We start from the raw sequence: 25,995 nt of genomic DNA on the forward strand, positions 1-25,995 counted from the left end.
CCGACATGCAAAAGATTCGTCGTGACGACGAGATCATCGTGATCGCCGGCAAAGACAAAGGTAAGCGCGGTAAGGTGCTGAAGGTTCTGGCTGACAACCGTCTGGTTGTTGGTGGCGTGAACCTGGTCAAGCGTCATACCAAGCCTAACCCGATGGCGGGCGTACAGGGCGGTATCGTCGAAAAAGAAGCGCCTCTGCACGCTTCCAACGTTGCCATCTTCAACGGTGAAACCAACAAGGCTGACCGCGTTGGTTTCAAAGTAGAAGACGGTAAAAAAATTCGTGTCTTCAAGTCGACCCAAAAAGCGGTTGATGCTTGAACACTGCTAGGTAGAAGACCATGGCACGACTGAAAGAGATTTACCGGAACGAAATCGCTCCCAAGCTTAAGGAAGAACTTAAGCTGTCGAACGTGATGGAAGTTCCGCGCGTTACCAAGATCACCCTGAACATGGGTCTGGGCGAAGCGATCGGCGACAAGAAAGTCATCGAGCACGCTGTTGCCGACCTGGAAAAGATCACCGGTCAAAAGCCGGTCGTGACTTTCGCTCGTAAATCCATCGCGGGCTTCAAAGTCCGTGAAGGCTGGCCGATCGGTGTCAAGGTGACCCTGCGTCGCGACAAGATGTACGAATTCCTGGACCGCCTGCTGGCGATCTCCCTGCCTCGGGTTCGCGACTTCCGCGGCCTGAATGCCAAGTCCTTCGATGGCCGTGGCAACTACAGCATGGGCGTGAAAGAGCAGATCATCTTCCCGGAAATCGACTACGACAAGATCGATGCTCTGCGCGGTTTGGACATCACCCTGACCACCACTGCTCGTTCGGACGACGAAGGCCGCGCTCTGCTGCGTGCTTTCAAGTTCCCGTTCCGCAACTGATTGGAGTAGGAAAATGGCCAAGAAGAGCATGAAAAACCGCGAGCTGAAGCGTCAGCTCACGGTAGCCAAGTACGCCAAAAAGCGTGCCGAGCTGAAAGCGACCATCGTCAACCTGAACGCCTCTCCTGAAGAGCGTTTCGCTGCCGTTGTCGCCCTGCAGAAGCAGCCACGTGATGCCTCCGCTTCGCGTCTGCGCAACCGTTGCCGCCTGACCGGTCGTCCTCACGGTGTATACCGTAAGTTCGGCCTGGGCCGTAACATGCTGCGTCAAGCTGCAATGCGCGGTGACGTACCAGGTCTGGTCAAGGCCTCCTGGTAATCGCTGCAGGCAGGAACCCGGCGGAAGGGGAGCAATCTTCCGACCGCCGGTGACGCCGCCAACAAACAAGCCCCTATATGGGGCTTGTTTCGTTTCTGCCTTGTGTCTAGAATGACCGGCTCACCTGAGCCTGGGTTTTTTGCCCTGTCCGCTCGGGTGGTTGTGATAGCCGCAAGGCTAATAATTCTTGTATCAGGAGCATCTAGCCCATGAGTATGCAGGACCCGTTAGCGGACATGCTAACTCGCATCCGTAATGCCCAGATGGCTGAAAAGTCCGTCGTAAGCATGCCTTCCTCCACCCTGAAGGTCGCGGTTGCCAAAGTTCTGAAAGACGAAGGTTACATCGCCGGCTACCAGGTAACTGGTGAGGCCAAGCCTTCCCTGTCGATCGAACTGAAGTACTTCGAAGGCCGTCCGGTCATCGAGGAACTGAAGCGCTCCAGCCGTCCAGGTCTGCGCCAGTACAAGTCCGTCGCAGAGCTGCCGAAAGTACGTGGCGGTCTGGGCGTGTCTATCGTCTCCACCAACAAAGGTGTGATGACTGATCGCGCTGCACGCGCTGCCGGTGTCGGCGGCGAAGTTCTGTGCACAGTGTTCTAAGGGGAGATAGGCATGTCTCGCGTCGCTAAGAACCCCGTTAAGCTGCCAGCAGGCGTCGAAGTCAAATTCGCCGGTCAGCAGCTTTCGGTGAAGGGTGCCAAAGGCACTCTCGAACTGAACGTTCACTCGTCTGTTGAAGTTACCGAAGAGTCTGGCGAGCTGCGTTTCGTCGCTCGCAACGGTGACCAGCAAGCTCGCGCCATGGCCGGTACCACCCGTGCCCTGGTGAACAACATGGTCCAGGGCGTAAGCCAAGGCTTCGAGCGCAAGCTCCAGCTGGTCGGTGTTGGTTACAAGGCACAGGCCAAGGGCACCGTCCTGAACCTGGCCCTGGGCTTCTCGCACCCAGTGGACTACGAACTGCCAGCCGGTATCACCGCTGAAACCCCAAGCCAGACCGACATCCTGATCAAGGGTATCGACAAGCAGCTGGTAGGTCAGGTGGCCGCTGAAATCCGCGACTTCCGTCCGCCAGAGCCTTACAAAGGCAAGGGTGTGCGTTACGCGGACGAAGTAGTCCGTCGTAAAGAAGCCAAGAAGAAGTAGGGCCTAGCAAATGACCGACAAAAAAGTTACTCGACTGCGTCGCGCTCGCAAAGCACGTCTCAAGATGCACGAACTCGAAGTCGTGCGCCTGTGCGTGTTCCGCTCCTCGCAGCACATCTACGCCCAGGTCATTTCGGCCGACGGCAGCAAGGTTCTGGCAAGCGCCTCGACCTTGGACAAAGAACTGCGTGATGGCGCCACTGGCAACATCGACGCGGCCACTAAGGTTGGCAAGCTGGTAGCTGAGCGTGCGAAAGCCGCCGGTGTATCTCAAGTTGCCTTTGACCGTTCCGGCTTCAAGTACCACGGCCGCGTCAAAGCGCTGGCTGATGCTGCTCGTGAAGGCGGGCTGGAGTTCTAAGTTATGGCAAATAACGATCAAAAGCGCGACGAAGGCTACATCGAGAAGCTGGTTCAAGTTAACCGCGTTGCCAAAACCGTAAAAGGCGGCCGTATCTTCACCTTCACCGCGCTGACCGTGGTAGGTGATGGCAAGGGTCGTGTTGGCTTCGGCCGTGGCAAATCGCGCGAAGTACCTGCCGCGATCCAGAAAGCCATGGAAGCTGCTCGCCGCAACATGATCCAGGTTGACCTGAAGGGCACCACCCTGCAGTACGCCACCAAGGCTGCCCACGGCGCCTCGAAGGTTTACATGCAGCCTGCCTCGGAAGGTACCGGTATCATCGCCGGTGGCGCAATGCGTGCTGTCCTGGAAGTTGCTGGTGTTCAGAACGTTCTGGCCAAGTGCTACGGTTCGACCAACCCAGTGAACGTGGTTTACGCCACCTTCAAGGGTCTGAAAGCCATGCAATCTCCTGAATCCATTGCTGCCAAGCGCGGCAAGAGCGTCGAGGAGATCTTCTGATCATGGCAACCGTAAAAGTAACGCTGATCAAGAGCGTCTCGGGCCGTCTGCCTAACCACAAGCTGTGCGTTAAGGGCCTGGGTCTGCGTCGCATCGGTCACACTGTAGAAGTCCAGGATACTCCCGAAAACCGCGGGATGATCAACAAGGCTTACTACATGCTGAAGGTCGAGGGTTAATCGATGAAACTCAATGATCTGAGTCCAGCGCCGGGTTCCCGTCGCGAGAAGCATCGTCCAGGTCGTGGTATCGGTAGCGGTCTGGGTAAGACTGGCGGCCGTGGTCACAAAGGTCAGACTTCCCGTTCGGGTGGTTCGATCGCTCCTGGCTTCGAAGGCGGTCAACAGCCGCTGCACCGTCGTCTGCCGAAGTTCGGCTTCGTTTCCCTGAAAGCCATGGACCGCGCCGAAGTGCGTCTGTCCGAGCTGGCCAAGGTGGAAGGCGACGTGATCTCCGTGCAATCCCTGAAGGATGCCAACGTGATCGGCCAGAACGTACAGCGCGTGAAAATCATGCTGTCTGGCGAAGTCACTCGCGCAGTCACCATCAAGGGTATCGCAGCCACCAAGGGTGCGCGTGCGGCTATCGAAGCAGCTGGCGGCAAGTTCGAGGAATAAATGGCTAAGCAAGGTGCTCTCTCTTCGCTCGGTAAGGGCGGGATGTCGGAACTCTGGGCTCGTCTGCGCTTTCTGTTCATGGCGATCATCGTCTATCGGATAGGTGCGCATATCCCGGTTCCTGGCATCAATCCAGACCGTCTGGCGGATCTGTTTCGGCAGAATGAGGGGACCATTCTTAGCTTGTTCAACATGTTTTCCGGTGGCGCGCTCGAGCGCATGAGCATCTTTGCACTGGGGATCATGCCGTACATCTCGGCATCGATCATCATGCAGCTGATGACTGCGGTCAGCCCGCAACTGGAGCAGTTGAAGAAGGAAGGTGAAGCTGGCCGTCGCAAGATCAGCCAGTACACCCGCTACGGCACCGTTATCCTGGCACTGGTTCAAGCCATTGGCATGTCCATTGGCCTGGCCAACCAGGGCGTGGCGTTTTCTGTAGGCCTGGGCTTCCATGTCGTCGCCGTCTCCACCTTCGTGGCGGGCGCGATGTTCATGATGTGGCTGGGCGAGCAGATCACCGAGCGCGGTGTGGGCAACGGTATCTCGATGTTGATCTTCGCGGGTATCGTTGCCGGTCTTCCGAGAGCAATCGGGCAGTCTTTCGAGTCTGCGCGTACAGGCGATATCAACATTTTCGCCCTGGTCGCTATCGGTTTGCTGGCAGTAGCGATTATCGGCTTCGTGGTGTTCATTGAGCGTGGTCAGCGTCGTATCGCCGTTCACTACGCCAAGCGTCAGCAGGGCCGCAAGGTCTTCGCTGCGCAGACCAGCCACTTGCCGCTGAAGGTGAACATGGCGGGGGTAATCCCGGCCATTTTCGCGAGCAGCATTCTGCTGTTCCCGGCTTCGCTGGGTGCCTGGTTCGGTCAGTCCGAGGGTATGGGCTGGCTGCAGGACATCTCGCAGTCGATCGCTCCTGGTCAGCCGTTGAACATTCTGCTGTTTAGTGCGGGGATCATTTTCTTCTGCTTCTTCTACACAGCGCTGATGTTCAACCCGAAAGACGTAGCGGAAAACCTGAAGAAGTCCGGTGCCTTTATTCCGGGTATCCGTCCTGGTGAGCAGTCGGCACGCTACATTGATGGCGTTCTGACCCGTTTGACCATGTTCGGTGCTCTTTACATGATGGCCGTCTGCCTTCTGCCCCAGTTCCTGGTGGTGGCAGCAAATGTGCCGTTCTACCTTGGCGGGACCTCGTTGCTGATTGTGGTAGTGGTTGTGATGGACTTCATGTCCCAAGTACAATCGCACCTCGTTTCGCACCAGTACGAATCCCTGATGAAGAAAGCCAACCTGAAAGGCTACGGTGGCAGCGGTCTGCTGCGCTGATACGCCCCTAAGGTTCGAGGAGTCGGTAATGAAAGTTCGTGCATCGGTGAAAAAGCTGTGCCGTAACTGCAAGATCATCCGTCGCGAAGGCGTCGTACGAGTGATCTGCAGCGCGGAACCGCGTCACAAACAGCGCCAAGGCTGAGTGTGATCTGCGCTTCAAACCCAGCAGCTAGTGTGCTGCTGGGTTGATTATTCGTTTCTACAGCGATATTATCTCGCGCCCTATTTCTTGGCTTCCGGGGCGTAGGTAGCTGTCAATTGGAGTCCCACTGAATGGCCCGTATTGCAGGCGTCAACATTCCAGATAACAAGCATGCTGTTATCTCGCTGACCTACATCTATGGTGTCGGTCGCACTACTGCACAGAAGATCTGTGCAGACGCTGGTGTAAACCCAGCCGCTAAGATCAAGGATCTGAGCGACGAGCAAATCGAAACCCTGCGTGGCGAAGTCGCGAAGTTCACCACCGAAGGTGACCTGCGTCGTGACATCAACATGAAGATCAAGCGCTTGATGGACCTGGGTTGCTACCGCGGCCTGCGTCATCGTAAAGGTCTGCCGGTTCGCGGTCAGCGCACCAAGACCAACGCACGCACCCGTAAGGGCCCGCGTAAGCCGATCCGCAAGTAATCGCCCAGGAATATAGACATGGCAAAACCTGCTGCTCGTCCTCGTAAGAAAGTCAAAAAGACAGTGGTTGATGGCATCGCCCACATCCATGCCTCTTTCAACAACACCATCGTGACCATCACCGACCGTCAGGGCAATGCTTTGTCCTGGGCGACCTCCGGTGGTTCGGGTTTCCGTGGTTCGCGCAAATCCACCCCGTTCGCAGCACAGATCGCTGCTGAGCGTGCTGGTCAAGCTGCGCTGGAATACGGTCTGAAGAACCTCGACGTAAACGTCAAGGGTCCAGGTCCAGGTCGTGAGTCCGCCGTTCGTGCACTGAACAGCTGCGGCTACAAGATCGCCAGCATCACCGACGTGACGCCAATCCCGCACAACGGGTGCCGTCCGCCGAAGAAGCGTCGCGTGTAATCAGGAGACAGATAAATGGCACGTTACATTGGTCCAAAATGCAAACTGTCTCGTCGTGAAGGCACTGACCTGTTCCTGAAGAGCGGCGTTCGCGCTCTGGAATCGAAGTGCAACATCGAAGCAGCCCCAGGTATCCACGGCCAGCGCCGTGGCCGTCAGTCCGACTACGGTACCCAGCTGCGCGAGAAGCAAAAAGTTCGTCGTATCTACGGTGTTCTGGAGCGTCAGTTCCGCGGTTACTACCAAGCTGCAGCCTCGAAAAAAGGCGCAACCGGTGAGAACCTGCTGCAACTGCTCGAGTGCCGTCTGGATAACGTCGTCTACCGTATGGGCTTCGGCTCGACTCGTTCCGAGTCCCGTCAGCTGGTTTCGCACAAAGCGATCAGCGTCAACGGTAAGACTGTAAACATTCCATCCTACCAAGTTCGTCCGGGTGACGTGGTCGCGGTTCGCGAGAAGTCGCTGAACCAGCTGCGCATTGTTCAAGCCCTTGAACTGTGCGCCCAGCGTGGCCGCGTTGAGTGGGTTGACGTGGATGCTGCTAAAAAGTCGGGCGTTTTCAAGAACGTTCCTGCTCGCAGCGACCTGTCTGCCGACATCAACGAGAACCTGATTGTCGAGCTCTACTCCAAGTAAGGGCTAGAAAATAGGTGCATCCATGCAGATTTCGGTAAATGAGTTCCTGACTCCCCGCCACATTGATGTGCAGGTAGTCAGTCCGACCCGCGCCAAGATCACGCTCGAGCCTCTCGAGCGTGGCTTCGGCCATACCCTGGGCAACGCGCTGCGCCGCATCCTGTTGTCCTCCATGCCTGGCTGTGCAGTAGTCGAGGCCGAGATCGACGGCGTACTCCACGAGTACTCCGCGATCGAAGGTGTTCAGGAAGACGTAATTGAAATCCTGTTGAACCTGAAAGGCCTGGCTATCAAACTGCACGGTCGTGACGAAGTTACGCTGACCTTGTCGAAAAAGGGTTCGGGGGTGGTTACCGCTGCCGATATTCAGCTGGATCACGATGTCGAGATCGTCAACCCCGATCACGTAATCGCGAACCTGGCGTCGAACGGCGCCCTGAACATGAAGCTCACTGTAGCTCGTGGTCGTGGTTACGAGCCGGCCGACTCCCGTCAAACCGACGAAGACGAAAGCCGTAGCATTGGCCGTCTGCAGTTGGACGCTTCGTTCAGCCCGGTGCGTCGTATCGCCTATGTGGTCGAGAACGCCCGTGTTGAACAGCGTACCAACTTGGACAAGCTGGTCATTGATCTGGAAACCAACGGCACCCTGGATCCTGAAGAGGCTATCCGCCGCGCTGCGACCATCCTGCAACAGCAGTTGGCCGCGTTCGTCGACCTCAAAGGTGACAGCGAGCCTGTCGTAGTCGAGCAGGAAGACGAGATCGATCCGATCCTGCTGCGTCCGGTTGACGACCTGGAACTGACTGTACGTTCGGCCAACTGCCTCAAGGCGGAGAACATCTACTACATCGGCGACCTGATTCAGCGTACCGAAGTAGAGCTGTTGAAGACTCCTAACCTGGGCAAGAAGTCCCTGACTGAAATCAAGGACGTCCTGGCCTCTCGTGGTCTGTCTCTCGGCATGCGCCTCGACAACTGGCCGCCTGCAAGTCTTAAGAAAGACGACAAGGCGACCGCCTGATCGTCGTAATCACCGAACGTAGTGTTTGGTAAGGAATGAATCATGCGTCATCGTAAAAGTGGACGTCACCTGAGCCGTACCAGCTCTCACCGCAAGGCTATGTTCCAGAACATGGCAGTGTCGCTGATCGAGCACGAGCTGATCAAAACCACCCTGCCGAAAGCCAAGGAACTGCGCCGCGTTGCCGAGCCGCTGATCACCCTGGCCAAGGAAGACAGCGTAGCTAACCGCCGTCTGGCCTTCGATCGTACCCGTTCGAAGTCCGCTGTTGGCAAGCTGTTCAACGACCTGGGCAAGCGTTACGCCACCCGTCAGGGCGGCTACCTGCGCATCCTGAAGTGCGGTTTCCGCGCTGGCGACAACGCTCCTATGGCGTACGTCGAGCTGGTTGATCGTCCGGTCGGCGGTGCTGTAGAAGCTGCTGAGTAAGACGTTCTGTCTGCTACAAAAAACCGGGCCTAGTGCCCGGTTTTTTGTTTCAAGGTTTATTGTTTATTTCTATTGATACAAGTCATGTAATGCATTTGTTCTTGTAACCTTGCTCGTCAATACTCTCTCCAGAGCCGATTAGCCGGCGCTTGAAGACCGATAAGGAGAGCCCATGAGCAAGATTCTCACCACAGCCAGTGGTGCACCTGTAGCAGATAATCAAAATTCCCGTTCCGCCGGACCGCGCGGCCCGCTGCTGCTCGACGACTTCCACCTGATCGAGAAGCTCGCCCACTTCAACCGCGAGAACATTCCTGAGCGCCGCGTACACGCAAAAGGCTCGGGCGCCTACGGCACCTTTACCGTCACCCGCGATATCACCGGTTACACCAGTGCCAAGTTGTTTGAACAGGTTGGCAAGCAGACCGATACCTTTCTGCGCTTCTCCACTGTTGGTGGTGAGCGTGGCTCCGCAGATACCGAGCGCGACCCCCGTGGTTTTGCCGTCAAGTTCTACACCGAGGAAGGCAACTGGGACATCGTCGGTAACAACACGCCGGTGTTCTTCATCCGCGACCCACTGAAGTTCCCGGACTTTATCCACACCCAGAAGCGTCACCCGCAATCCAACCTGAAGAACGCTCAGATGATGTGGGACTTCTGGTCGCACTCTCCCGAGGCGCTGCATCAGGTCACCATTCTGTTCTCCGATCGCGGCATTCCGGACGGCTACCGCCACATGCACGGCTTCGGTAGCCATACCTACAGCCTGATCAATGCCAAGGGTGAACGCACCTGGGTCAAATGGCACTTCAAGACCCAGCAAGGCATCAAGAACCTCGCACCGGCAGATGCCGCGCGCCTGGCAGGTACCGACCCGGACTACGCCCAGCGCGACCTGTTCGAAGCCATCGAGCGGGGCGATTACCCACGCTGGACCGTATGCATCCAGGTGATGAGCGAAGCCGAGGCTGCCAGCCGCGACGAAAACCCCTTCGACGTTACCAAGACCTGGTCGCAGAAGGACTACCCGTTGATTGAAGTGGGCGTGCTGGAGCTCAACCGTAACCCGCTGAACTACTTTGCCGAGGTCGAGCAGGCTGCGTTTGGCCCGAGTAACATGGTGCCGGGTGTTGGCCTGTCGCCGGACCGCATGCTGCAAGGGCGGGTATTCGCCTACGCCGACGCGCACCGCTACCGGGTGGGTACCAACCACCAGCAGCTGCCGGTGAATGCACCACGCTGCCCGGTCAACAGCTACCAGCGTGATGGTTCCATGGCCGCTGGCAGTTATGGCAGCGCGCCGAACTATGAGCCCAATAGCTACAACGATGCACCGAAGCAGTCGCCACGCCACGCCGAGCCTGCGCTGGCCCTGAATGGTTCCGCAGACCGTTACGACCACCGCGAAGACACCGACTACTACAGCCACGCCGGTGCGCTGTTCCGCCTGATGAACGATGAGCAGAAAGCCCTGCTGATAAACAACATTGCCGGCACCATGGCAGGCGTCAGCGAAGATGTGATCCAGCGTCAGCTGCAATACTTCTTCAAGGCCGATCCGGCCTATGGCGAAGGGGTTGCCAAGGCCTTGGGCATCAATCTCGCCTAAGTCGAAGTGATAAGAAGAACCGCCCTCATTTGGGCGGTTTTTCAATGAATATCACTACTGTTTAACCGATTTTTTGCTTCTGATTGCGCGGTTTTCAGTGACCCCAGGCAAAAGCTGGTTCACACTATATGGCATAGACGTTTTCACATGGAGAAGCAGGGCGATGCAAGGTCACCCGGACGTAATCAATTACCTCGTTACGCTGCTGAAGGGCGAACTGGCGGCGCGCGACCAGTACTTCATTCACTCGCGTATGTACGAAGACTGGGGCCTGTCCAAGCTCTACGAGCGCATCAACCACGAAATGGAAGAAGAGACGCAGCACGCCGATGCTCTGATGCGTCGCATCCTCATGCTTGAAGGCACCCCCGACATGCGCGCGGACGACCTGGAAGTGGGCAGCACCGTGCCGGAAATGATCGAGGCCGACCTCAAGCTCGAGTACAAGGTACGCGGCGCGCTGTGCAAAGGCATCGAGCTGTGCGAGCTGCACAAGGATTACATCAGCCGCGACATTCTGCGCGCTCAGTTGGCTGATACCGAAGAAGATCACACCTACTGGCTGGAGAAGCAGCAGGGGCTGATCAAGGCCATTGGCCTCGAGAATTACCTGCAGTCGCAGATGTAAAAGCCTGGGGCTGCTTTGCAGCCCTATCGCGACACAAGGCCGCTCATACATTTGAACGCGTCAATCCAGAGATTACGCGATCGCCTGTAGGAGCGGCCTTGTGCCGCGAAAGGGGCGCAAAGCGCCCCCAAGGCCTTACGCCCGATCCCGCTCCAGCAACGGTTTGAGGTAGTGCCCGGTATACGACTGTTTCATCGTACTCAGTTCTTCCGGCGTACCGCAGGCAATGATCTGCCCACCTTTCGAGCCACCCTCCGGCCCCAGATCCACCAGCCAGTCTGCGGTCTTGATCACATCCAGGTTGTGCTCGATCACCACCACGGTATTGCCGTGGTCGCGCAGGCGATGCAGCACATCCAGCAACTGCTGGATATCGGCAAAGTGCAGGCCCGTGGTTGGCTCATCAAGGATGTACAGTGTCTTGCCGGTGTCACGCTTGGAGAGTTCGCGCGATAGCTTGACTCGCTGGGCCTCACCACCCGACAGGGTGGTCGCCGACTGCCCCAGCTTGATGTACGACAGCCCCACATCCATCAACGTCTGCAGCTTGCGCGCCAGCGCCGGCACTGCGTCGAAGAACTCGCGGGCATCCTCGATGGTCATCTCCAGCACCTCGTGGATGTTCTTGCCCTTGTACTTGATCTCCAGGGTTTCGCGGTTGTAGCGCTTGCTCTTGCACACGTCGCACGGCACGTAGATGTCCGGCAGGAAGTGCATCTCCACCTTGATCAGGCCATCGCCCTGGCAGGCCTCGCAACGGCCCCCCTTGACGTTGAACGAGAAACGCCCCGGACCATAGCCGCGCGAACGCGACTCCGGCACACCGGAGAACAGCTCGCGGATCGGCGTGAAGATGCCGGTGTAGGTCGCCGGGTTCGAGCGAGGTGTGCGGCCGATCGGGCTCTGGTCGATGTCCACGACCTTGTCCAGGTGCTGCAGGCCATCCATGCTGGCATGCGGCGCCGCCTCCAGGCTGCTTGCGCCATTCAGGGCAGTTGCGGCCAGTGGGAACAGAGTGTTGTTGATCAGCGTCGACTTACCTGAGCCGGATACACCGGTCACGCAGGTCAGCAGGCCGATCGGGACTTCCAGGTCGACGTTTTGCAGGTTGTTGCCACGTGCGCCCTTTAGCTTGAGCTGTAGCTTCTTGTTGCGCGGGGTACGCTTGGCCGGCACGACAATCTTCTTGCGGCCGGACAGGTACTTGCCAGTCAGCGAGTCGGGGTGGTCCATGACCTCCTGCGGCGAGCCCTCGGCGACGATCTGCCCACCGTGCACGCCGGCCCCCGGTCCGATGTCCACCACGTAGTCGGCCAGGCGGATGGCATCCTCGTCGTGTTCCACCACGATCACCGTGTTGCCCAGGTCGCGCAGGTGGTTGAGGGTGGCAAGCAGGCGGTCATTGTCTCGCTGATGAAGGCCGATGGACGGTTCATCAAGGATATACATCACCCCCACAAGACCAGCGCCGATCTGGCTGGCCAGGCGGATTCGCTGCGCCTCGCCACCGGACAGCGTATCGGCGCTGCGGTCCAGGGTGAGATAGTCGAGACCGACGTTGACCAGGAACTGCAGGCGCTCGCAGATTTCCTTGAGGATCTTCGCCGCAATCTCGCCACGGCGACCGGTCAGGGTCAGCTCGCCGAAATAATTGCTGGCTTCACCAATCGGCAGGTTGGTCACCGCCGGCAGGGTCTTCTCGCCCACCCACACGTGCCGTGCCTCTCGGCGCAGACGGGTGCCGCGGCAATCTGGGCAGGGTTGGGTGCCAAGGAACTTGGCCAGTTCTTCACGCACGGTGGCCGATTCGGTCTCCCGGTAGCGACGTTCCAGGTTCGGTACGATGCCTTCGAAGGGGTGCGAGCGCTTGACGATGTCGCCTCGGTCGTTGAGGTACTTGAAGTCGACGCTCTGCTTGCCGCTGCCTTGCAGGATCACCTTCTGGTGCTCGGCCGACAGCTGGCCGAACGGCTCCTCCAGGCTGAAGCCGTAGTGCGCGGCCAGCGAACCCAGCATCTGGAAGTAGTACACGTTGCGCCGGTCCCAGCCGCGGATCGCGCCTTCGGCCAAGGTGAGCTCGGCATTGACCAGGCGCTTGGTGTCGAAGAACTGCTTCACCCCCAGGCCATCGCAGGTAGGGCAGGCGCCGGCGGGGTTGTTGAAGGAGAACAGCTTCGGCTCCAGCTCGCTGATGGCATGGCCACAGACCGGGCAGGCGAAACGCGCGGAGAAGATCGTCTCTTCGCCTTGTTCGTCATCCATCGGTGCCACCAGGGCGATCCCGTCGGCCAACTTGAGCGCGGTCTCGAACGACTCGGCCAGGCGCTGTTGCAGGTCGGCGCGGACCTTGAAGCGGTCCACCACCACATCGATGCTGTGTTTTTTCTGCTTGTCCAGCTTGGGCAGTTCGTCGAGTTCATAGAGTTTGCCGTTGACCCGAGCGCGCACAAAGCCCTGGGCGCGCAACTCGTCGAACACTGCCAGATGCTCGCCCTTGCGCTCGCGCACAACGGGCGCCAGCAGCATCAGTTTGCTGCCTTCCGGGCGCTCCAGGACCAGGTCTACCATCTGGCTGATCGTTTGCGCTTCCAGCGGGATATCGTGATCCGGGCAGCGCGGAGTGCCGACGCGGGCGTACAGCAGGCGCAGGTAGTCGTAGATTTCGGTGATGGTACCGACCGTGGAGCGGGGGTTGTGCGAGGTCGACTTCTGCTCGATGGAAATGGCTGGCGACAGGCCTTCGATGGTGTCGACGTCGGGCTTTTCCATCATCGACAGGAACTGCCGGGCGTAGGCCGACAGCGATTCCACATAGCGGCGCTGGCCTTCGGCGTACAGGGTGTCGAACGCCAGGGACGACTTGCCGGAACCGGACAGGCCGGTGATCACGATCAGCTTGTCCCGGGGCAGGGTCAGGTCGATGTTCTTCAGGTTGTGGGTACGTGCCCCACGAATCAGGATCTTGTCCACTGCGGCCTCGCTCGGCGGGCATAAACAAAGAAGTATACGGCGCCCTGCCAGTACGCGGCAAAGCGTCGCGTAGATGCCGTCAAGCTGTCGGACTGATAGAATCGCCGCCGGTTCACACGAGGTTAATCCATGCACGACACCCACAACGAGCGCATGAGTGGCGGCGAAACCCGCGCCGCTGGCGGCCTGGCCCTGGTCTTTGCCTTTCGTATGCTGGGCATGTTCATGGTCTTGCCGGTGCTGGCCACCTACGGCATGGACCTGGCCGGTGCCACGCCTGCGCTGATCGGCCTGGCCATTGGTGCCTATGGCCTGACGCAAGCCGTATTGCAGATCCCGTTCGGGATGATTTCCGATCGCATCGGCCGCCGGCCGGTGATTTACCTGGGGTTGGTCATCTTTGCGCTGGGCAGTGTATTGGCGGCCCAGGCCGACTCCATCTGGGGAGTGATCGCCGGGCGTATCCTGCAGGGCGCCGGAGCGATTTCCGCTGCGGTCATGGCACTGCTGTCCGACCTCACCCGCGAGCAGCATCGAACCAAGGCCATGGCCATGATCGGCATGAGCATCGGCCTGTCGTTTGCGGTCGCCATGGTTGTCGGCCCATTGCTGACTCGTGCCTTTGGCTTGTCAGGATTGTTCCTCGCCACGGCAGGACTTGCCTTGGTCGGCATCCTGCTGATCGCCTTTGTGGTGCCCAATACCCACAGCATCCTGCAGCATCGTGAGTCAGGTGTGGCGCGCCAGGCCATCGGCCCGACCCTGCGCCATCCGGACCTTCTGCGGCTGGATGTGGGCATCTTCATCCTCCACGCGATCCTCATGGCCAGCTTCGTCGCACTGCCGCTGGCCTTTGTCGAGCGCGGCGGCCTGCCGAAGGAGCAGCACTGGTGGGTGTACCTGACCGCGTTGTTCATCTCATTTTTTGCAATGGTCCCGTTCATCATCTATGGCGAAAAAAAGCGCAAGATGAAACGCGTGTTGGCCGGGGCGGTCAGTGTGTTGCTGCTGGTGGAGGTATTCTTCTGGCAGTGGGCTGACGGTTTGCGCGGACTGGTGATCGGCACCGTGGTATTCTTTACTGCATTCAACCTGCTGGAGGCATCGCTGCCTTCACTGGTGAGCAAGGTGTCGCCTGCAGGTGGCAAGGGGACGGCGATGGGGGTCTACTCTACCAGCCAGTTCCTCGGTGCTGCCCTGGGAGGAATCCTTGGTGGCTGGTTGTTCCAGCATGGCGGGCTGAACATGGTGTTCCTCGGTTGTGCGGTACTGTGTGCCATCTGGTTGGTTGTTGCCTTGCGCATGAACGAGCCGCCCTATGTGACCAGTCTGCGCATGCCGCTGACGCCAGAGGCAGTGCGGGAAGCCGGCCTGACCGAGCGCCTGATGGCTGTGCCAGGTGTGACCGACGCCGTCGTGGTGGCGGAAGAAGCCGCCATCTATATCAAACTGGATACGAAAATTTTGGACCGTACGACCCTTGAGCGCCTGGTGAACCCGGCCTCTTCGGCGTGCGAAGCCTAGGAGAACGTTATGGCCCGTGGGGTTAACAAAGTCATTCTGGTCGGTACCTGTGGCCAGGATCCCGAAGTCCGCTACCTGCCCAACGGTAACGCCGTGACCAACCTGAGCCTGGCTACCAGTGAGCAGTGGACCGACAAGCAGTCGGGTCAGAAGGTCGAGCGTACCGAGTGGCACCGTGTGTCGCTGTTCGGCAAGGTTGCCGAAATCGCCGGAGAATACCTGCGCAAGGGTTCGCAGTGCTACATCGAAGGCAAGCTGCAGACCCGCGAGTGGGAAAAAGACGGCATCAAGCGCTACACCACCGAGATCATCGTCGACATCAACGGCACCATGCAGCTGCTCGGCGGTCGTCCGCAGAACCAGCAGCAGGGCGGTGACCCATACAACCAGGGTGGCGGCAACTACGGCGGTGGCCAGCAGCAACAGTACAACCAGGCGCCGCGCCAGCAGGCCCCACGGCCGCAACAGGCCCCTCAGCGCCCGGCACCGCAGCAGCCAGCCCCTCAGCCAGCGGCTGACTTCGACAGCTTCGATGACGATATTCCGTTCTGATCCAAGCCGTTAAGCAGTTGGCAAAAAACCAAAAACCCAAGGCAGATGTCTTGGGTTTTTTTATGAGCAAACAGTGTGGTGCTGTGCGGGCTTTCCTCTAAAAAGAAAGCGGCGAAGATAGGGCGCCAGCTTCGCGATATTGCGGGAAACTCGGCAGCCCATTGAGCAGGAAAAGTGCCTATAAGAAGTTACCAACTTTATTGGTTATAGGAAACGCTGACCGTAAATGTCAGAGACTTCTGAAATTCTAGTGGGGCGCACTTTTTCCTATGCTGATCGCTTAGTATTCACTTTTTAAAGGAGTGGATCATGCAAAGTGCTGAGAAGGAATGCCTGTTAGGTCAAATAAACCTGAAATCAGAGGCGCGAAACTACAATGTCTCCGGTTTTTCCGAGATATATGCAGCTCATCTTGAGGGGCCTGCTGGGGATGCTGCGTTTTACGGTCGAGTATTAATAGGCATTGGATTGGCAATTTCCGCACTGGGCCTTGGCATCTTCCTGTTCGGTCCTGAGGTTATTTATTATGACCGGCTTTCAGGCCCTACTCTGATTCAATACATACAAGCGAACTCCGGCCTCGTTGCAATTGCCGGCGGGTTGATAATGGCGTGGGGCGGGAAACAGCGGGATGAAGGCATTGTTTATCGGGAGGATTTTCTCCTGTCCCATTACAAGTTTGTAACGGAAGATGGGCAAGATGTTAGCGGTCAGGTTTCTGTCCGATATCTGGAAGGCGATAATTTCAGTGTGTTCATCGACTTGTAGTCGAGCGAGTATGCTCGGGCCTTGTTAGAGTCACATGCGTCATTGATTAAAGTTATGCCTCTTACTTGACAGTCTGCCCTCAGTTCTTGGCTGGTGCCGTTCTGCTGCACCTGTTTTGTTGACGGCTACAAATCAAACCCTGTGACACCGAGTGCCTGTTGTAGTGGCCTCGCGTCGCGAAACGGGTGCATAGTGCCCCAAAATGGCACGGCTACACCAATACCAGTCCAGTTCAATAAAACAACCGCGGCTCCGGTGAGTCCAGCAAGCTGACCAGCTTGGTCAGGGCAAAGCCCAGTTCCTGGCGGCTGGGGGCCATCAGGGCGATGCGCACGCCGCAGCTGGCGTGGCTGCGTTCTGGCAGGAACTGGCTGCCACTGACTACCGTGACTCCGTTGTTACGTGCCAGGTTGGCGAATTCGTCGCTTGTCCAAGGCTCGGGCAACTCCAGCCAGATATGGAAGCTGTTGGGCTGGCTGCGGATCTTGTACTTGCCAAGGATCTCCCGGGCCATTTGCTGGCGCTCGGCCGCCTCCTCCTGTTGCACCCGCACCAACTGGTCAGCCATGCCGCTGTTGACCAGGTTGCTGGCCAATTGCGCCATCAACGGAGAGGGCATCCAGACACTGCTGCGTACCATCGACGAAAGCCGCGAGAGGGTTTGCGGTGGGGCATACAGGTATCCGATGCGCAGTGCTGGCAGCACACTTTTGGACAGGCTGGTGAGGTATACCGAGCGTTCGGGCGCATACGCCGCCAGTGGCTGGTAATCCGGTGCGGGTTCAAGGAAACCGTAGATATCGTCATCGACGATGAACAGGTCGAACTCGCGGGCGATCTCGGCGATGGCCTGGCGCCGTGCGTGGGGCATGATCGAGTTGGTCGGGTTCTGGTGGGTGGTGACGCACACCAGCAGGGAAGGGCGGTGCTCCAGGCACGCCGCGCGCAGTGCCTCGGGAATCAGGCCGTGCTCGTCCATGGCCACGCCGCGCAGGCGGCGGCCCATGCTGTGGGCCAGGGAGATGATGCCTGGGTAGCAGAACGACTCGCACAGCACCACATCGTCGCTCTTCGACAGGCTGCTGATGGCCACCAGCAGGCCGTGCTGGGCCCCTGAAGTCAGAACTACCTGCTGCCAGCGCGCCTCGGGCAGCCAGCGCTGGATCCAGGCGGCACCGGCCTGCTTGTGGGTCGCATGGCCGCCATCGGTGACGTAGTCGAGTACCTGCGCCAGGCCGGGCGACGCGGCCAGCTCGTTTATGGCTCCGCGCAGCCAGTCGGTCATGTGGGCATCGTTGGGCTTGATGATCGACAGGTCAATCTGGCCGCTCTCACGTTCGGCGGCCACGGGCTTTGGCTGTGCGACCGGGGCAGGAGGAGAGCTTTGCAGCTGCCGTTGCTGCAGCACGAAGGTGCCGCGGCCGACTTCGCCTACCACCAGGCCGCGCTTGGCAGCTTCGTCGTAAGCGCGCCCGATGGTGCCGGGGGTCACGTTCAGGGACTCGGCCAGATCCTTGAGTGTCGGCAAGCGTTCGCCAGCCACCAGCCGGCCACTGCCAATGTCTTGTTCCAAGGCGTCGGCAATCATCAGGTAGACCGGCTGCGCCAGGTCGCTGTAGTGAGGAACCCACATAGAAATGGCACCAGAATCTGCGAGAACGCGGAAGCCTAGCACGAAAGGTCTGATGGAAGTAATTGTGTTTTCGTACAGGTAAATTACCTTGATTGAGTCGCTTTGGGTTGTTGTGCGTTCGTAGCGGACACCCGTCGTCAAAAGGCGATCCTTTCGCCGGTCGTACACCGTATCTCGTGACGATAGATAGAAACCTTTTGAAATCAATGAGTTGATTGAATCGATTCAATCCTGGAGGTTTACGCTATCGAAAATGAATTGAATCGATTTTATTTTTGTAATTACAATGATTGAGTCGATGCAATGTGCGATTGCGGCCAGCGGCGTCAATCGCTGGCGTCGCACAGCTGTGAACGGCTTCAAAAAATACAACGTCTGCCGCCTCTGCCCGGCTTAGCACGACACCGAACGGCCTCAAGCCGCCTCAATGGAATATCACTCGAAATGGAAAGCGCACAACTGCATCAAGGGGCCGAGCCTCGGACCGCACTGGAGATCCGCCTGCCGTGGGTCACCTCCAGCGCCTGGCAAACCCTGCTGAACAACACCCCGCTCGATTTCGAGACGAGCAAAGAGCTTTACCCACAGATCAAGGATCAGGCGCAGGAAGTGCTGGGCAAGGCGCTGTGCCAGCAGATCCGCGGTTTTGTCGAAGACCCGCACCTGACCAGCATGATCGTGCGCAACTGCCCGCGCGACCGGGATATCCCGCCCACGCCCTATTCGGGCGTGCTCAGCCCGCGCAGCACACCCATTGCCTGCCTGGTCAGCCTGACCATGCAGAGTCTGATGGGGATCAACCCAGTGGTTTATGAAGGGGAGAACGATGGTCACCTGTTCCGCCATGTCATACCGTCGCGCAGTTCGTCCAGCCACAAGAGCTCCCATGGTTCGCGGCTGCGCTTTTCCTATCATGTGGACAACCCGGACCTGCCGCTTTCTTCCGAGCCGCTTGGCACCGCTTCCTGCTGCCCGGAGTACCTGTCGTTCTTCGGTATGCGCTGTGACCCGCGCATCAGCACCACACTGGTAAACCTCGATGCCGTGGTCGCAGCACTACCCGCATCGACCGTGCGCGAACTGTGCCTGCCCCAGTTCGAAATCCGTCGCCCGGACTCCTTCACAGGCAACCGTCGTTGCACCGCCGAGTTGCCTGTCCTGGCGCGTGGTCACGCTGGCGAATGGTTGTGCCGCTTCGACAGCGAAAACACCCACGGCCTGAACCTGCGTGCCGAACAGGCCCTGGGCAGCCTGCGCAGCGTGCTGGAAACCCGCCGCTTCGATGAGCCGCACCTGCTGCTGCCTGGCGATTTCATGATCTTCAAGAACCAGCGCGTGCTGCATGCCCGCGATGGCTTCGAGCCACAGAACGATGGTGCCGACCGCTGGCTGCTGCGTCTGTTCGCAGTAAACGACCTGAACCGGGTGCACTTCGCCCGGGCCGATCACCTCTACGAAGTTCTCTCCTGATCTCTTTCACTGACTCGATGGACGTACTGTTATGGAACTGTTAGGCGCTTTCTGGGCGGAACACTGGTTGTTGGCGATCCTCATGCTCGGGGCAATTGCCTTCGTTGCCGGCTTCGTCGACAGCATTGCCGGTGGCGGCGGGCTGTTCCTGGTGCCGGGCTTTCTGCTGGTTGGCATGCCACCCCAGGTTGCCCTCGGCCAGGAAAAACTGGTCAGTACCCTCGGCACGCTGGCGGCCATCCGCAACTTCCTGGCGAACAGCAAGATGGTCTGGAAGGTAGCGCTGGTCGGTGTGCCATTCTCGCTGCTCGGTGCCTACCTTGGAGCGCACCTGATCGTGTCGATCTCCCAGGAAACCGTAGGCAAGATCATCCTGGCGCTGATCCCCTTCGGCATCCTCATCTTCCTCACTCCCAAGGACCGCCCGGTCGAAGAGCGCGAACTGTCATCGCGCATGCTGTTCACCGTGGTCCCCCTGACCTGCCTGGCCATCGGTTTCTATGACGGCTTCTTCGGTCCCGGTACCGGCAGCATGTTCATCATCGCTTTCCATTACCTGCTGCGCATGGACCTGGTCTCCAGCTCGGCCAACTCCAAAACCTTCAACTTCGCATCCAATATCGGCGCCCTGGTGGCCTTCGTCATTGCCGGCAAGGTCGTCTACCTGCTGGCGTTGCCGCTGGTGGCTTGCAACATCCTCGGTAACCACCTTGGCAGCGCGCTGGCCCTGCGCAAAGGCAACGAAGTGGTGCGCAAGGCGCTGGTGTTCTCGATGCTCTGCCTGTTCACCAGCCTGGGCGTGAAGTACCTGGCCTGACCCTTCCATAGGAGACAACTGATGAAAACCGCATTCGTAACCGGCGCCTCCTCGGGCTTTGGCCGCGCCATCTGCCGTACCTTGATCGGCAAAGGCTACCGCGTGATCGGTGGTGCCCGGCGCATGGACAAGCTGCAAGCGCTGGAGGCCGAGCTGGGCGTCAATTTCATTCCGCTGGCGCTGGACGTCACCGACCCGTTGTCGCTCGAGACGGCGGTCGAGCAGATTCGTGATGCTTCGCTGCAGATCGACCTGCTGGTCAACAATGCCGGGCTGGCGCTGGGCGTGGACCGTGCCCAGGCAAGCAGTGCGGAAAACTGGCAGCGAATGATCGACACCAACATCACCGGCCTGGCCATGGTCACGCACAAGATCCTGCCGCAGATGGTGGAAAGCGACAGTGGCATGATCATCAACATCGGCTCGATCGCCGGCACCTACCCCTACCCAGGCGGTAATGTGTATGGCGCCAGCAAGGCCTTTGTCCGCCAGTTCAGCCTCAACCTGCGCGCCGACCTGGCGGGCACCCGCGTGCGAGTGAGCAACATCGAGCCTGGGCTGTGCTCGGGGACCGATTTCTCGGTGGTGCGCCTGAATGGTGACCTGGATGCCGTGCAGGCGCTGTATCGGGATGTGGAGGCCATCCTGCCCGAGGACATCGCGGCCACGGTGGCATGGATTGCCGAGCAGCCGGCGCATGTGAACATCAATACCATCGAGATCATGCCGGTGGCGCAGAGCAGCGCGGCGCTGAACGTGGTGCGCAACCTGCCGCTTTGCTGATCGGCCGATGGTGGATGGCACCGGCGTTGCCGGTGTTCGCGAGCACGCCCGCTCCCACAGAAATAGCGCCGTGCTTCGGGCATGTGCAGTACCTGTGGGAGCGTTTTTACCCGCGAATCAGGCAACACAGCGCCTTCAACTGACCCATGTCATCGCACCTTCTCGATTCTTGGCTAGTCTTAACTCTTGGCGGCCATCAATTGGCCGCCACCGTGACTACCAAGAGGCGCCGGCCATGTTCCGTGCGTCCACCACCTGATCAGGAGTGCACGATGGACCTGAACCGTCGGCAGTTCTTCAAGGTCGCCGCCGTCGGCCTTGGAGGCTCGAGCCTTGCGGCGTTGGGCATGGCCCCTACACCAGCATTTGCCGAGCAGGTGCGTCACTTCAAGCTGGCGCATACCAAGGAAACCCGTAACACCTGCCCTTACTGCTCGGTCGGCTGCGGCCTGATCATGTACAGCCAGGGCGATGCGGGCAAGAACGTCAAACAGAACATCATCCATATCGAAGGTGACGCCGACCACCCGGTCAACCGCGGCACCCTCTGCCCGAAAGGCGCTGGCCTGCTGGACTTCATCCACAGCCCGAGCCGCCTGCATTACCCCGAGGTACGCAAGCCGGGCAGCCAGGAGTGGGTGCGGGTCAGCTGGGATGAGGCGCTCGATCGCGTCGCCGACCTGATGAAGCAGGACCGCGACGCCAACTTCATAGAAAAGAACGCCCAGGGGCAAACGGTCAACCGTTGGATCACCACCGGTTTTCTCGCTGCTTCCGCCGCCTCCAGCGAGGCTGGCTACCTGACCCACAAGGTCGTCCGCGCAACAGGCATGCTGGGGTTCGATAACCAGGCTCGTGTCTGACATGGCCCGACGGTGGCAAGTCTTGCCCCGACGTACGGCCGTGGCGCCATGACCAATCACTGGTCCGATATCGCCAACGCGAATCTGGTCCTGGTAATGGGTGGCAACGCAGCAGAAGCGCATCCGTGCGGCTTCAAGTGGGTGACCGAGGCCAAGGCGCACAACAAGGCGCGGCTGATCGTGGTCGACCCGCGGTTTACCCGTACCGCTTCGGTGGCGGACTACTACGCACCGATCCGTACTGGTACCGATATCGCCTTCATGGGCGGGCTGATCAATTACCTGCTGAGCAACGACAAGATCCAGCACGAGTACGTGCGCAACTACACCGATGTGTCGTTCATCGTCAAAGAGAACTATGGCTTCGAGGATGGCCTGTTCAGCGGCTACGACGAGGCCAAGCGCGTGTATGCCGACAAGTCCGGCTGGGGTTACGAGCTGGGTGAGGACGGTTTTGCCAAGGTCGACCCGACCCTGCAGCACCCGCGCTGCGTGTTCCAGCTGATGAAGCAGCACTACAGCCGCTATACCCCGGAACTGGCGAGCATGACCTGTGGCATGCCGCAGGACGCCATGCTGAAGATCTGGGAAGAGATCGCCACCTGCTCGGTACCGGGCAAGACCATGACGATCCTCTACGCGCTGGGCTGGACGCAGCACTCGATCGGCGCTCAGATCATCCGCAGCGCGGCCATGGTCCAGTTGCTGCTTGGCAACGTCGGCATGCCAGGTGGCGGTGTCAACGCCTTGAGGGGGCACTCCAACATCCAGGGCCTGACCGACCTTGGGCTGCTGTCCAACTCGCTGCCGGGCTACCTGACCCTGGCTGGCGACGCAGAGCAGGACTATGCCGCCTATATCGACAAGCGCGCCTCCAAGCCGCTGCGCCCTGGGCAACTGTCGTATTGGCAGAACTACGGCAAGTTCCACGTCAGCCTGATGAAAGCCTGGTACGGCGCCAATGCCACCGCAGAGAACAACTGGGGCTACGACTGGTTGCCCAAGCTCGATGTACCGGCCTACGACGTGCTGCGCATGTTCGAGATGATGGGCCAAGGCAAGGTCAACGGCTACATGTGCCAGGGTTTCAACCCGATTGCCGCGTTGCCGGACAAGAACCGCGTAACCGCGGCCCTGGGCAAGCTCAAGTGGCTGGTGATCATGGACCCGCTGGCCACCGAGACCTCGGAGTTCTGGCGCAACGCCGGGCCGTTCAACGATGTCGACACGGCCAATATCCAGACCGAAGTGATCCGCCTGCCCACCACCTGCTTTGCCGAGGAAGACGGCTCGCTGGTCAACAGCAGCCGCTGGCTGCAGTGGCACTGGAAGGGCGCCGACGGCCCGGGCGAGACACGCACCGACGTTCACATCATGAGCGAGCTGTTCCTGCGCCTGCGCCAACGCTACCAGGCCGAGGGCGGCGCCTACCCTGATGCGCTGATGAACATCAGCTGGCCGTACAAGGTCCCTGAAGAGCCATCCCCGGAGGAGCTGGCCAAGGAAATGAACGGCTGGGCGGTGACCGACGTCACCGACCCGACTGGCGCAGTGATCAAGGCCGGCCAGCAACTGGCGGGCTTTGGCCAGCTCAAGGACGACGGCAGCACCGCGTCCGGCTGCTGGATCTTCGCCGGTAGCTGGACCGAGCAGGGTAACCAGATGGCTCGTCGTGACAACAGCGACCCGTACGGCATGCACCAGGTGCAGAACTGGGCCTGGGCCTGGCCAGCCAACCGCCGCATCCTCTACAACCGTGCCTCCAGCGACCCGCAAGGCAAGCCGTGGGACCCGGAGAAGAAACGCCTGGTGTGGTGGAACGGCAAGGCCTGGACCGGCACAGACGTGCCTGACTTCAAGGTCGACTCGCCGCCTGAGGCGGGGATGAACCCGTTCATCATGAACCCCGAAGGCGTGGCGCGGTTCTTCGCCATCGACAAGATGGCCGAAGGCCCGTTCCCCGAGCACTACGAGCCGTTCGAGACGCCGATTGGCATCAATCCGCTGCACCCGCAGAACAAGAAGGCCACCAGCAACCCGGCTGGGCGGGTCTTCGATTCGGTGTGGGACAGCCTCGGCAAGCACGACGAGTTCCCCTACGCGGCGACCACGTACCGGCTGACGGAGCACTTCCACTTCTGGAGCAAGCATTGCCGGCTGAACGCCATCGCCCAGCCCGAGCAGTTCGTCGAAATCGGCGAGGTGCTGGCCAACGAGAAAGGTATCAAGGCCGGCGACCGGGTGCGGGTGTCGAGCAAGCGCGGGCATATCGATGCGGTGGCGGTGGTGACCAAGCGGATTCGCCCGCTCAAGGTCAACAACCAGACCGTGCACCAGATCGGCATCCCACTGCACTGGGGTTTCACCGGGGCTACGCGGCATGGCTATCTGACAAACACCCTGGTGCCTTTCCTGGGTGACGGCAATACCCAGACGCCAGAGTCCAAGTCGTTCCTCGTCAAAGTGGAGAAACTCTGATGGCCAGCCAAGACATCATCGCCCGCTCGGCCACCACCACCGTACCGCCTTCGGTACGCCAGCAGCAGGAAGTCGCCAAGCTGATCGACACTACCAAGTGCATCGGCTGCAAGGCCTGCCAGGTGGCGTGTTCGGAGTGGAACGAACTGCGTGACGAGGTCGGCCACAACCACGGCACCTACGACAATCCCCAGGACCTCACCGCCGAGACCTGGACCCTGATGCGCTTCACCGAACACGAGCGCGACGACGGCAACCTGGAGTGGCTGATTCGCAAGGACGGCTGCATGCACTGCGCCGAGCCAGGTTGCCTGAAGGCGTGCCCGAGCCCGGGGGCAATCATCAAGCACGCCAACGGCATCGTCGACTTCAACCAGGACCACTGCATCGGTTGTGGCTATTGCATCACCGGTTGCCCGTTCAACATCCCGCGCATCTCGCAGAAGGACCACAAGGCGTACAAGTGCACCCTGTGTTCCGACCGCGTGACCGTGGGCCTGGAGCCGGCCTGTGTGAAAACCTGCCCGACCGGGGCGATCGTGTTCGGCACCAAGGACGAGATGAAGGTTCATGCAGCCGAACGCATCGTCGACCTCAAATCGCGGGGCTACGACAAGGCCGGGCTGTACGACCCGGATGGCGTCGGTGGCACCCACGTGATGTATGTGTTGCACCATGCCGACACGCCGAAGCTGTACGCCGGCCTGCCGGACCAGCCGGTGATCAGCCCGCTGGTGGGGCTGTGGAAGGGCTTCACCAAGCCGCTGGCGCTGCTTGCCATGGGCGCGGCGGTGCTGGCCGGGTTTTTCCACTATGTGCGGGTCGGGCCACAGCGGGTGGAAGAGGACGAACATCCGATACCTGCGGATGAAAGCGTGCACCAGGTGGACCCGTCGGTCCATGTCTATGATCCGACCAAGCCCGGTGGGCAAGGGGAGCAGCGGCCATGAACGACAACAAACCCATCCTGCGCTACAACGCCAACGAGCGCAGCAACCACTGGGTCGTCGCGATCCTGTTCGTCCTGGCTGGCTTGTCGGGGCTTGCGCTGTTCCATCCGGCACTGTTCTGGCTCAGCAACCTGTTCGGCGGTGGGCCGTGGACACGCATCCTGCACCCCTTCATCGGGGTGGCGATGTTCGTGTTCTTCCTCGGCCTGGTGCTGCGTTTCTGGCGGGCCAACTTCATCACTGCCAACGATCGCCTGTGGCTGCGCCGCGTGGACCGGGTGATGCTCAACAAGGAGGAGGGTGTACCACCGATCGGCAAGTACAACGCCGGGCAGAAACTGTTGTTCTGGACCCTGCTGGTGTGCATGCTGGTTCTGTTGGTCAGCGGCGTGGTGATCTGGCGCGCATACTTCAGCCATTTGTTCGGCATCGAGGTCATTCGCCTGTCCGCGCTGCTCCACGCCCTGGCGGCGTTTGTGCTGATCCTCAGCATCATCGTGCACATCTACGCCGGCATCTGGATCAAAGGTTCGATCGGCGCCATGCTGCATGGCTGGGTCAGCCGCGCCTGGGCGCGCAAGCACCATGAGTTGTGGTACCGCGAAGTGACCGGCGACAAGACGCCGGGCAATCACGGACGAAAAGAAGGATGAGCG

At 59.7% G+C, this 25,995-nt stretch carries 29 protein-coding genes; 27 read left to right on the plus strand and 2 right to left on the minus strand.

The genetic code is table 11. The annotated features are described in order from the left end of the window. Positions 1 to 5 precede the first annotated feature (5 nt). The 18 genes from rplX (at position 6) to bfr (ending at position 10,531) form a co-directional block, all read left to right on the plus strand. Positions 6 to 320 (plus strand): 50S ribosomal protein L24, encoded by a 315-nt coding sequence (rplX, locus tag CAF92_RS16460; protein ID WP_013970637.1) that lies wholly within the window; start codon positions 6 to 8, stop codon positions 318 to 320. 20 nt (positions 321 to 340) lie between these two features. Beyond that, entirely contained in the window at positions 341 to 880 is a 540-nt protein-coding gene (gene rplE / locus CAF92_RS16465) for a 50S ribosomal protein L5 (RefSeq protein WP_003257095.1), read from the plus strand. 13 nt (positions 881 to 893) lie between these two features. After that, on the plus strand, positions 894 to 1,199 hold the full coding sequence (gene rpsN / locus CAF92_RS16470) for a 30S ribosomal protein S14 (protein WP_013970638.1): 306 nt from the start codon (positions 894 to 896) through the stop codon (positions 1,197 to 1,199). A gap of 209 nt (positions 1,200 to 1,408) precedes the next feature. After that, positions 1,409 to 1,801 (plus strand): 30S ribosomal protein S8, encoded by a 393-nt coding sequence (gene rpsH, locus CAF92_RS16475; protein WP_009681971.1) that lies wholly within the window; start codon positions 1,409 to 1,411, stop codon positions 1,799 to 1,801. 12 nt (positions 1,802 to 1,813) lie between these two features. Further along, entirely contained in the window at positions 1,814 to 2,347 is a 534-nt protein-coding gene (gene rplF, locus CAF92_RS16480; RefSeq protein ID WP_009681972.1) for a 50S ribosomal protein L6, read from the plus strand. 10 nt (positions 2,348 to 2,357) lie between these two features. Next, positions 2,358 to 2,708: a 50S ribosomal protein L18 gene (gene rplR, locus CAF92_RS16485; RefSeq protein ID WP_009397496.1), complete on the plus strand. Its 351-nt coding sequence runs from the start codon at positions 2,358 to 2,360 to the stop codon at positions 2,706 to 2,708. Between the two features lie 3 nt (positions 2,709 to 2,711). After that, positions 2,712 to 3,212 carry a 30S ribosomal protein S5 gene (gene rpsE / locus CAF92_RS16490; protein ID WP_003255465.1) on the plus strand — a complete coding sequence of 167 codons (501 nt, stop codon included), beginning with the start codon at positions 2,712 to 2,714 and terminating at the stop codon, positions 3,210 to 3,212. 2 nt (positions 3,213 to 3,214) lie between these two features. Continuing rightward, on the plus strand, positions 3,215 to 3,391 hold the full coding sequence (gene rpmD / locus CAF92_RS16495) for a 50S ribosomal protein L30 (protein WP_003255463.1): 177 nt from the start codon (positions 3,215 to 3,217) through the stop codon (positions 3,389 to 3,391). Between the two features lie 3 nt (positions 3,392 to 3,394). Then, complete coding sequence (gene rplO / locus CAF92_RS16500; RefSeq protein ID WP_003257107.1) at positions 3,395 to 3,829, plus strand: 50S ribosomal protein L15; 435 nt, start codon at positions 3,395 to 3,397, stop codon at positions 3,827 to 3,829. Further along, positions 3,830 to 5,161 carry a preprotein translocase subunit SecY gene (gene secY / locus CAF92_RS16505; RefSeq protein ID WP_003257108.1) on the plus strand — a complete coding sequence of 444 codons (1,332 nt, stop codon included), beginning with the start codon at positions 3,830 to 3,832 and terminating at the stop codon, positions 5,159 to 5,161. A gap of 28 nt (positions 5,162 to 5,189) precedes the next feature. Then, positions 5,190 to 5,306 (plus strand): 50S ribosomal protein L36, encoded by a 117-nt coding sequence (gene rpmJ, locus CAF92_RS16510; RefSeq protein ID WP_002555468.1) that lies wholly within the window; start codon positions 5,190 to 5,192, stop codon positions 5,304 to 5,306. A 131-nt stretch (positions 5,307 to 5,437) separates the two neighbouring features. Then, entirely contained in the window at positions 5,438 to 5,794 is a 357-nt protein-coding gene (gene rpsM / locus CAF92_RS16515) for a 30S ribosomal protein S13 (protein ID WP_003257112.1), read from the plus strand. 18 nt (positions 5,795 to 5,812) lie between these two features. Next, positions 5,813 to 6,202: a 30S ribosomal protein S11 gene (gene rpsK, locus CAF92_RS16520; RefSeq protein WP_003255454.1), complete on the plus strand. Its 390-nt coding sequence runs from the start codon at positions 5,813 to 5,815 to the stop codon at positions 6,200 to 6,202. A 15-nt stretch (positions 6,203 to 6,217) separates the two neighbouring features. Beyond that, positions 6,218 to 6,838 (plus strand): 30S ribosomal protein S4, encoded by a 621-nt coding sequence (gene rpsD, locus CAF92_RS16525; RefSeq protein WP_003257114.1) that lies wholly within the window; start codon positions 6,218 to 6,220, stop codon positions 6,836 to 6,838. Positions 6,839 to 6,860: 22 nt separating this feature from the next. Then, positions 6,861 to 7,862 carry a DNA-directed RNA polymerase subunit alpha gene (rpoA, locus tag CAF92_RS16530; RefSeq protein ID WP_003255452.1) on the plus strand — a complete coding sequence of 334 codons (1,002 nt, stop codon included), beginning with the start codon at positions 6,861 to 6,863 and terminating at the stop codon, positions 7,860 to 7,862. Between the two features lie 42 nt (positions 7,863 to 7,904). Continuing rightward, a complete protein-coding gene (gene rplQ, locus CAF92_RS16535) occupies positions 7,905 to 8,291 on the plus strand; it encodes a 50S ribosomal protein L17 (RefSeq protein WP_003255451.1) in 387 nt (128 codons plus the stop codon). Positions 8,292 to 8,463: 172 nt separating this feature from the next. Further along, entirely contained in the window at positions 8,464 to 9,903 is a 1,440-nt protein-coding gene (locus CAF92_RS16540) for a catalase (protein WP_085601394.1), read from the plus strand. Between the two features lie 163 nt (positions 9,904 to 10,066). Next, positions 10,067 to 10,531 (plus strand): bacterioferritin, encoded by a 465-nt coding sequence (bfr, locus tag CAF92_RS16545; RefSeq protein WP_003257116.1) that lies wholly within the window; start codon positions 10,067 to 10,069, stop codon positions 10,529 to 10,531. Positions 10,532 to 10,666: 135 nt separating this feature from the next. Here the strand turns inward: bfr and uvrA are convergent, their stop codons facing one another. Next, the gene (uvrA, locus tag CAF92_RS16550; protein WP_046615921.1) at positions 10,667 to 13,501 is read right to left on the minus strand and encodes an excinuclease ABC subunit UvrA; all 2,835 of its coding nucleotides are present in this window, start codon (positions 13,499 to 13,501) and stop codon (positions 10,667 to 10,669) included. Positions 13,502 to 13,630: 129 nt separating this feature from the next. Here uvrA and CAF92_RS16555 point away from each other — a divergent pair, with 129 nt between their 5' ends. The 3 genes from CAF92_RS16555 (at position 13,631) to CAF92_RS16565 (ending at position 16,345) form a co-directional block, all read left to right on the plus strand. Continuing rightward, a complete protein-coding gene (locus CAF92_RS16555) occupies positions 13,631 to 15,025 on the plus strand; it encodes an MFS transporter (protein ID WP_015268752.1) in 1,395 nt (464 codons plus the stop codon). Between the two features lie 9 nt (positions 15,026 to 15,034). Then, on the plus strand, positions 15,035 to 15,577 hold the full coding sequence (locus tag CAF92_RS16560) for a single-stranded DNA-binding protein (RefSeq protein ID WP_046615922.1): 543 nt from the start codon (positions 15,035 to 15,037) through the stop codon (positions 15,575 to 15,577). A 309-nt stretch (positions 15,578 to 15,886) separates the two neighbouring features. Then, the gene (locus CAF92_RS16565) at positions 15,887 to 16,345 is read left to right on the plus strand and encodes a hypothetical protein (RefSeq protein ID WP_178081803.1); all 459 of its coding nucleotides are present in this window, start codon (positions 15,887 to 15,889) and stop codon (positions 16,343 to 16,345) included. 232 nt (positions 16,346 to 16,577) lie between these two features. On the opposite strand, the gene CAF92_RS16570 is transcribed toward CAF92_RS16565, so the two are convergent. Further along, positions 16,578 to 17,978 (minus strand): PLP-dependent aminotransferase family protein, encoded by a 1,401-nt coding sequence (locus tag CAF92_RS16570; RefSeq protein WP_046615924.1) that lies wholly within the window; start codon positions 17,976 to 17,978, stop codon positions 16,578 to 16,580. A 444-nt stretch (positions 17,979 to 18,422) separates the two neighbouring features. Here CAF92_RS16570 and CAF92_RS16575 point away from each other — a divergent pair, with 444 nt between their 5' ends. From CAF92_RS16575 to CAF92_RS16605, 6 genes are all read left to right on the plus strand, one after another. Continuing rightward, positions 18,423 to 19,448, plus strand: coding sequence for a TauD/TfdA family dioxygenase (locus tag CAF92_RS16575; RefSeq protein ID WP_085601395.1), 1,026 nt, complete (start codon positions 18,423 to 18,425; stop codon positions 19,446 to 19,448). A gap of 31 nt (positions 19,449 to 19,479) precedes the next feature. Next, positions 19,480 to 20,265 carry a TSUP family transporter gene (locus CAF92_RS16580; RefSeq protein ID WP_046615926.1) on the plus strand — a complete coding sequence of 262 codons (786 nt, stop codon included), beginning with the start codon at positions 19,480 to 19,482 and terminating at the stop codon, positions 20,263 to 20,265. 21 nt (positions 20,266 to 20,286) lie between these two features. After that, positions 20,287 to 21,048 (plus strand): SDR family NAD(P)-dependent oxidoreductase, encoded by a 762-nt coding sequence (locus tag CAF92_RS16585; RefSeq protein WP_085601396.1) that lies wholly within the window; start codon positions 20,287 to 20,289, stop codon positions 21,046 to 21,048. A 272-nt stretch (positions 21,049 to 21,320) separates the two neighbouring features. Next, entirely contained in the window at positions 21,321 to 24,389 is a 3,069-nt protein-coding gene (gene fdnG / locus CAF92_RS16595; RefSeq protein ID WP_143516149.1) for a formate dehydrogenase-N subunit alpha, read from the plus strand. After that, entirely contained in the window at positions 24,389 to 25,339 is a 951-nt protein-coding gene (gene fdxH / locus CAF92_RS16600; protein ID WP_046615930.1) for a formate dehydrogenase subunit beta, read from the plus strand. Before fdnG ends, fdxH begins: the two co-directional genes overlap by 1 nt. Then, the gene (locus CAF92_RS16605) at positions 25,336 to 25,992 is read left to right on the plus strand and encodes a formate dehydrogenase subunit gamma (RefSeq protein WP_075044437.1); all 657 of its coding nucleotides are present in this window, start codon (positions 25,336 to 25,338) and stop codon (positions 25,990 to 25,992) included. Before fdxH ends, CAF92_RS16605 begins: the two co-directional genes overlap by 4 nt. The last annotated feature ends 3 nt before the right edge of the window (positions 25,993 to 25,995 follow it).

The organism is Pseudomonas sp. B10(2017), assembly GCF_002113295.1.
Taxonomy (GTDB): domain Bacteria; phylum Pseudomonadota; class Gammaproteobacteria; order Pseudomonadales; family Pseudomonadaceae; genus Aquipseudomonas; species Aquipseudomonas pudica.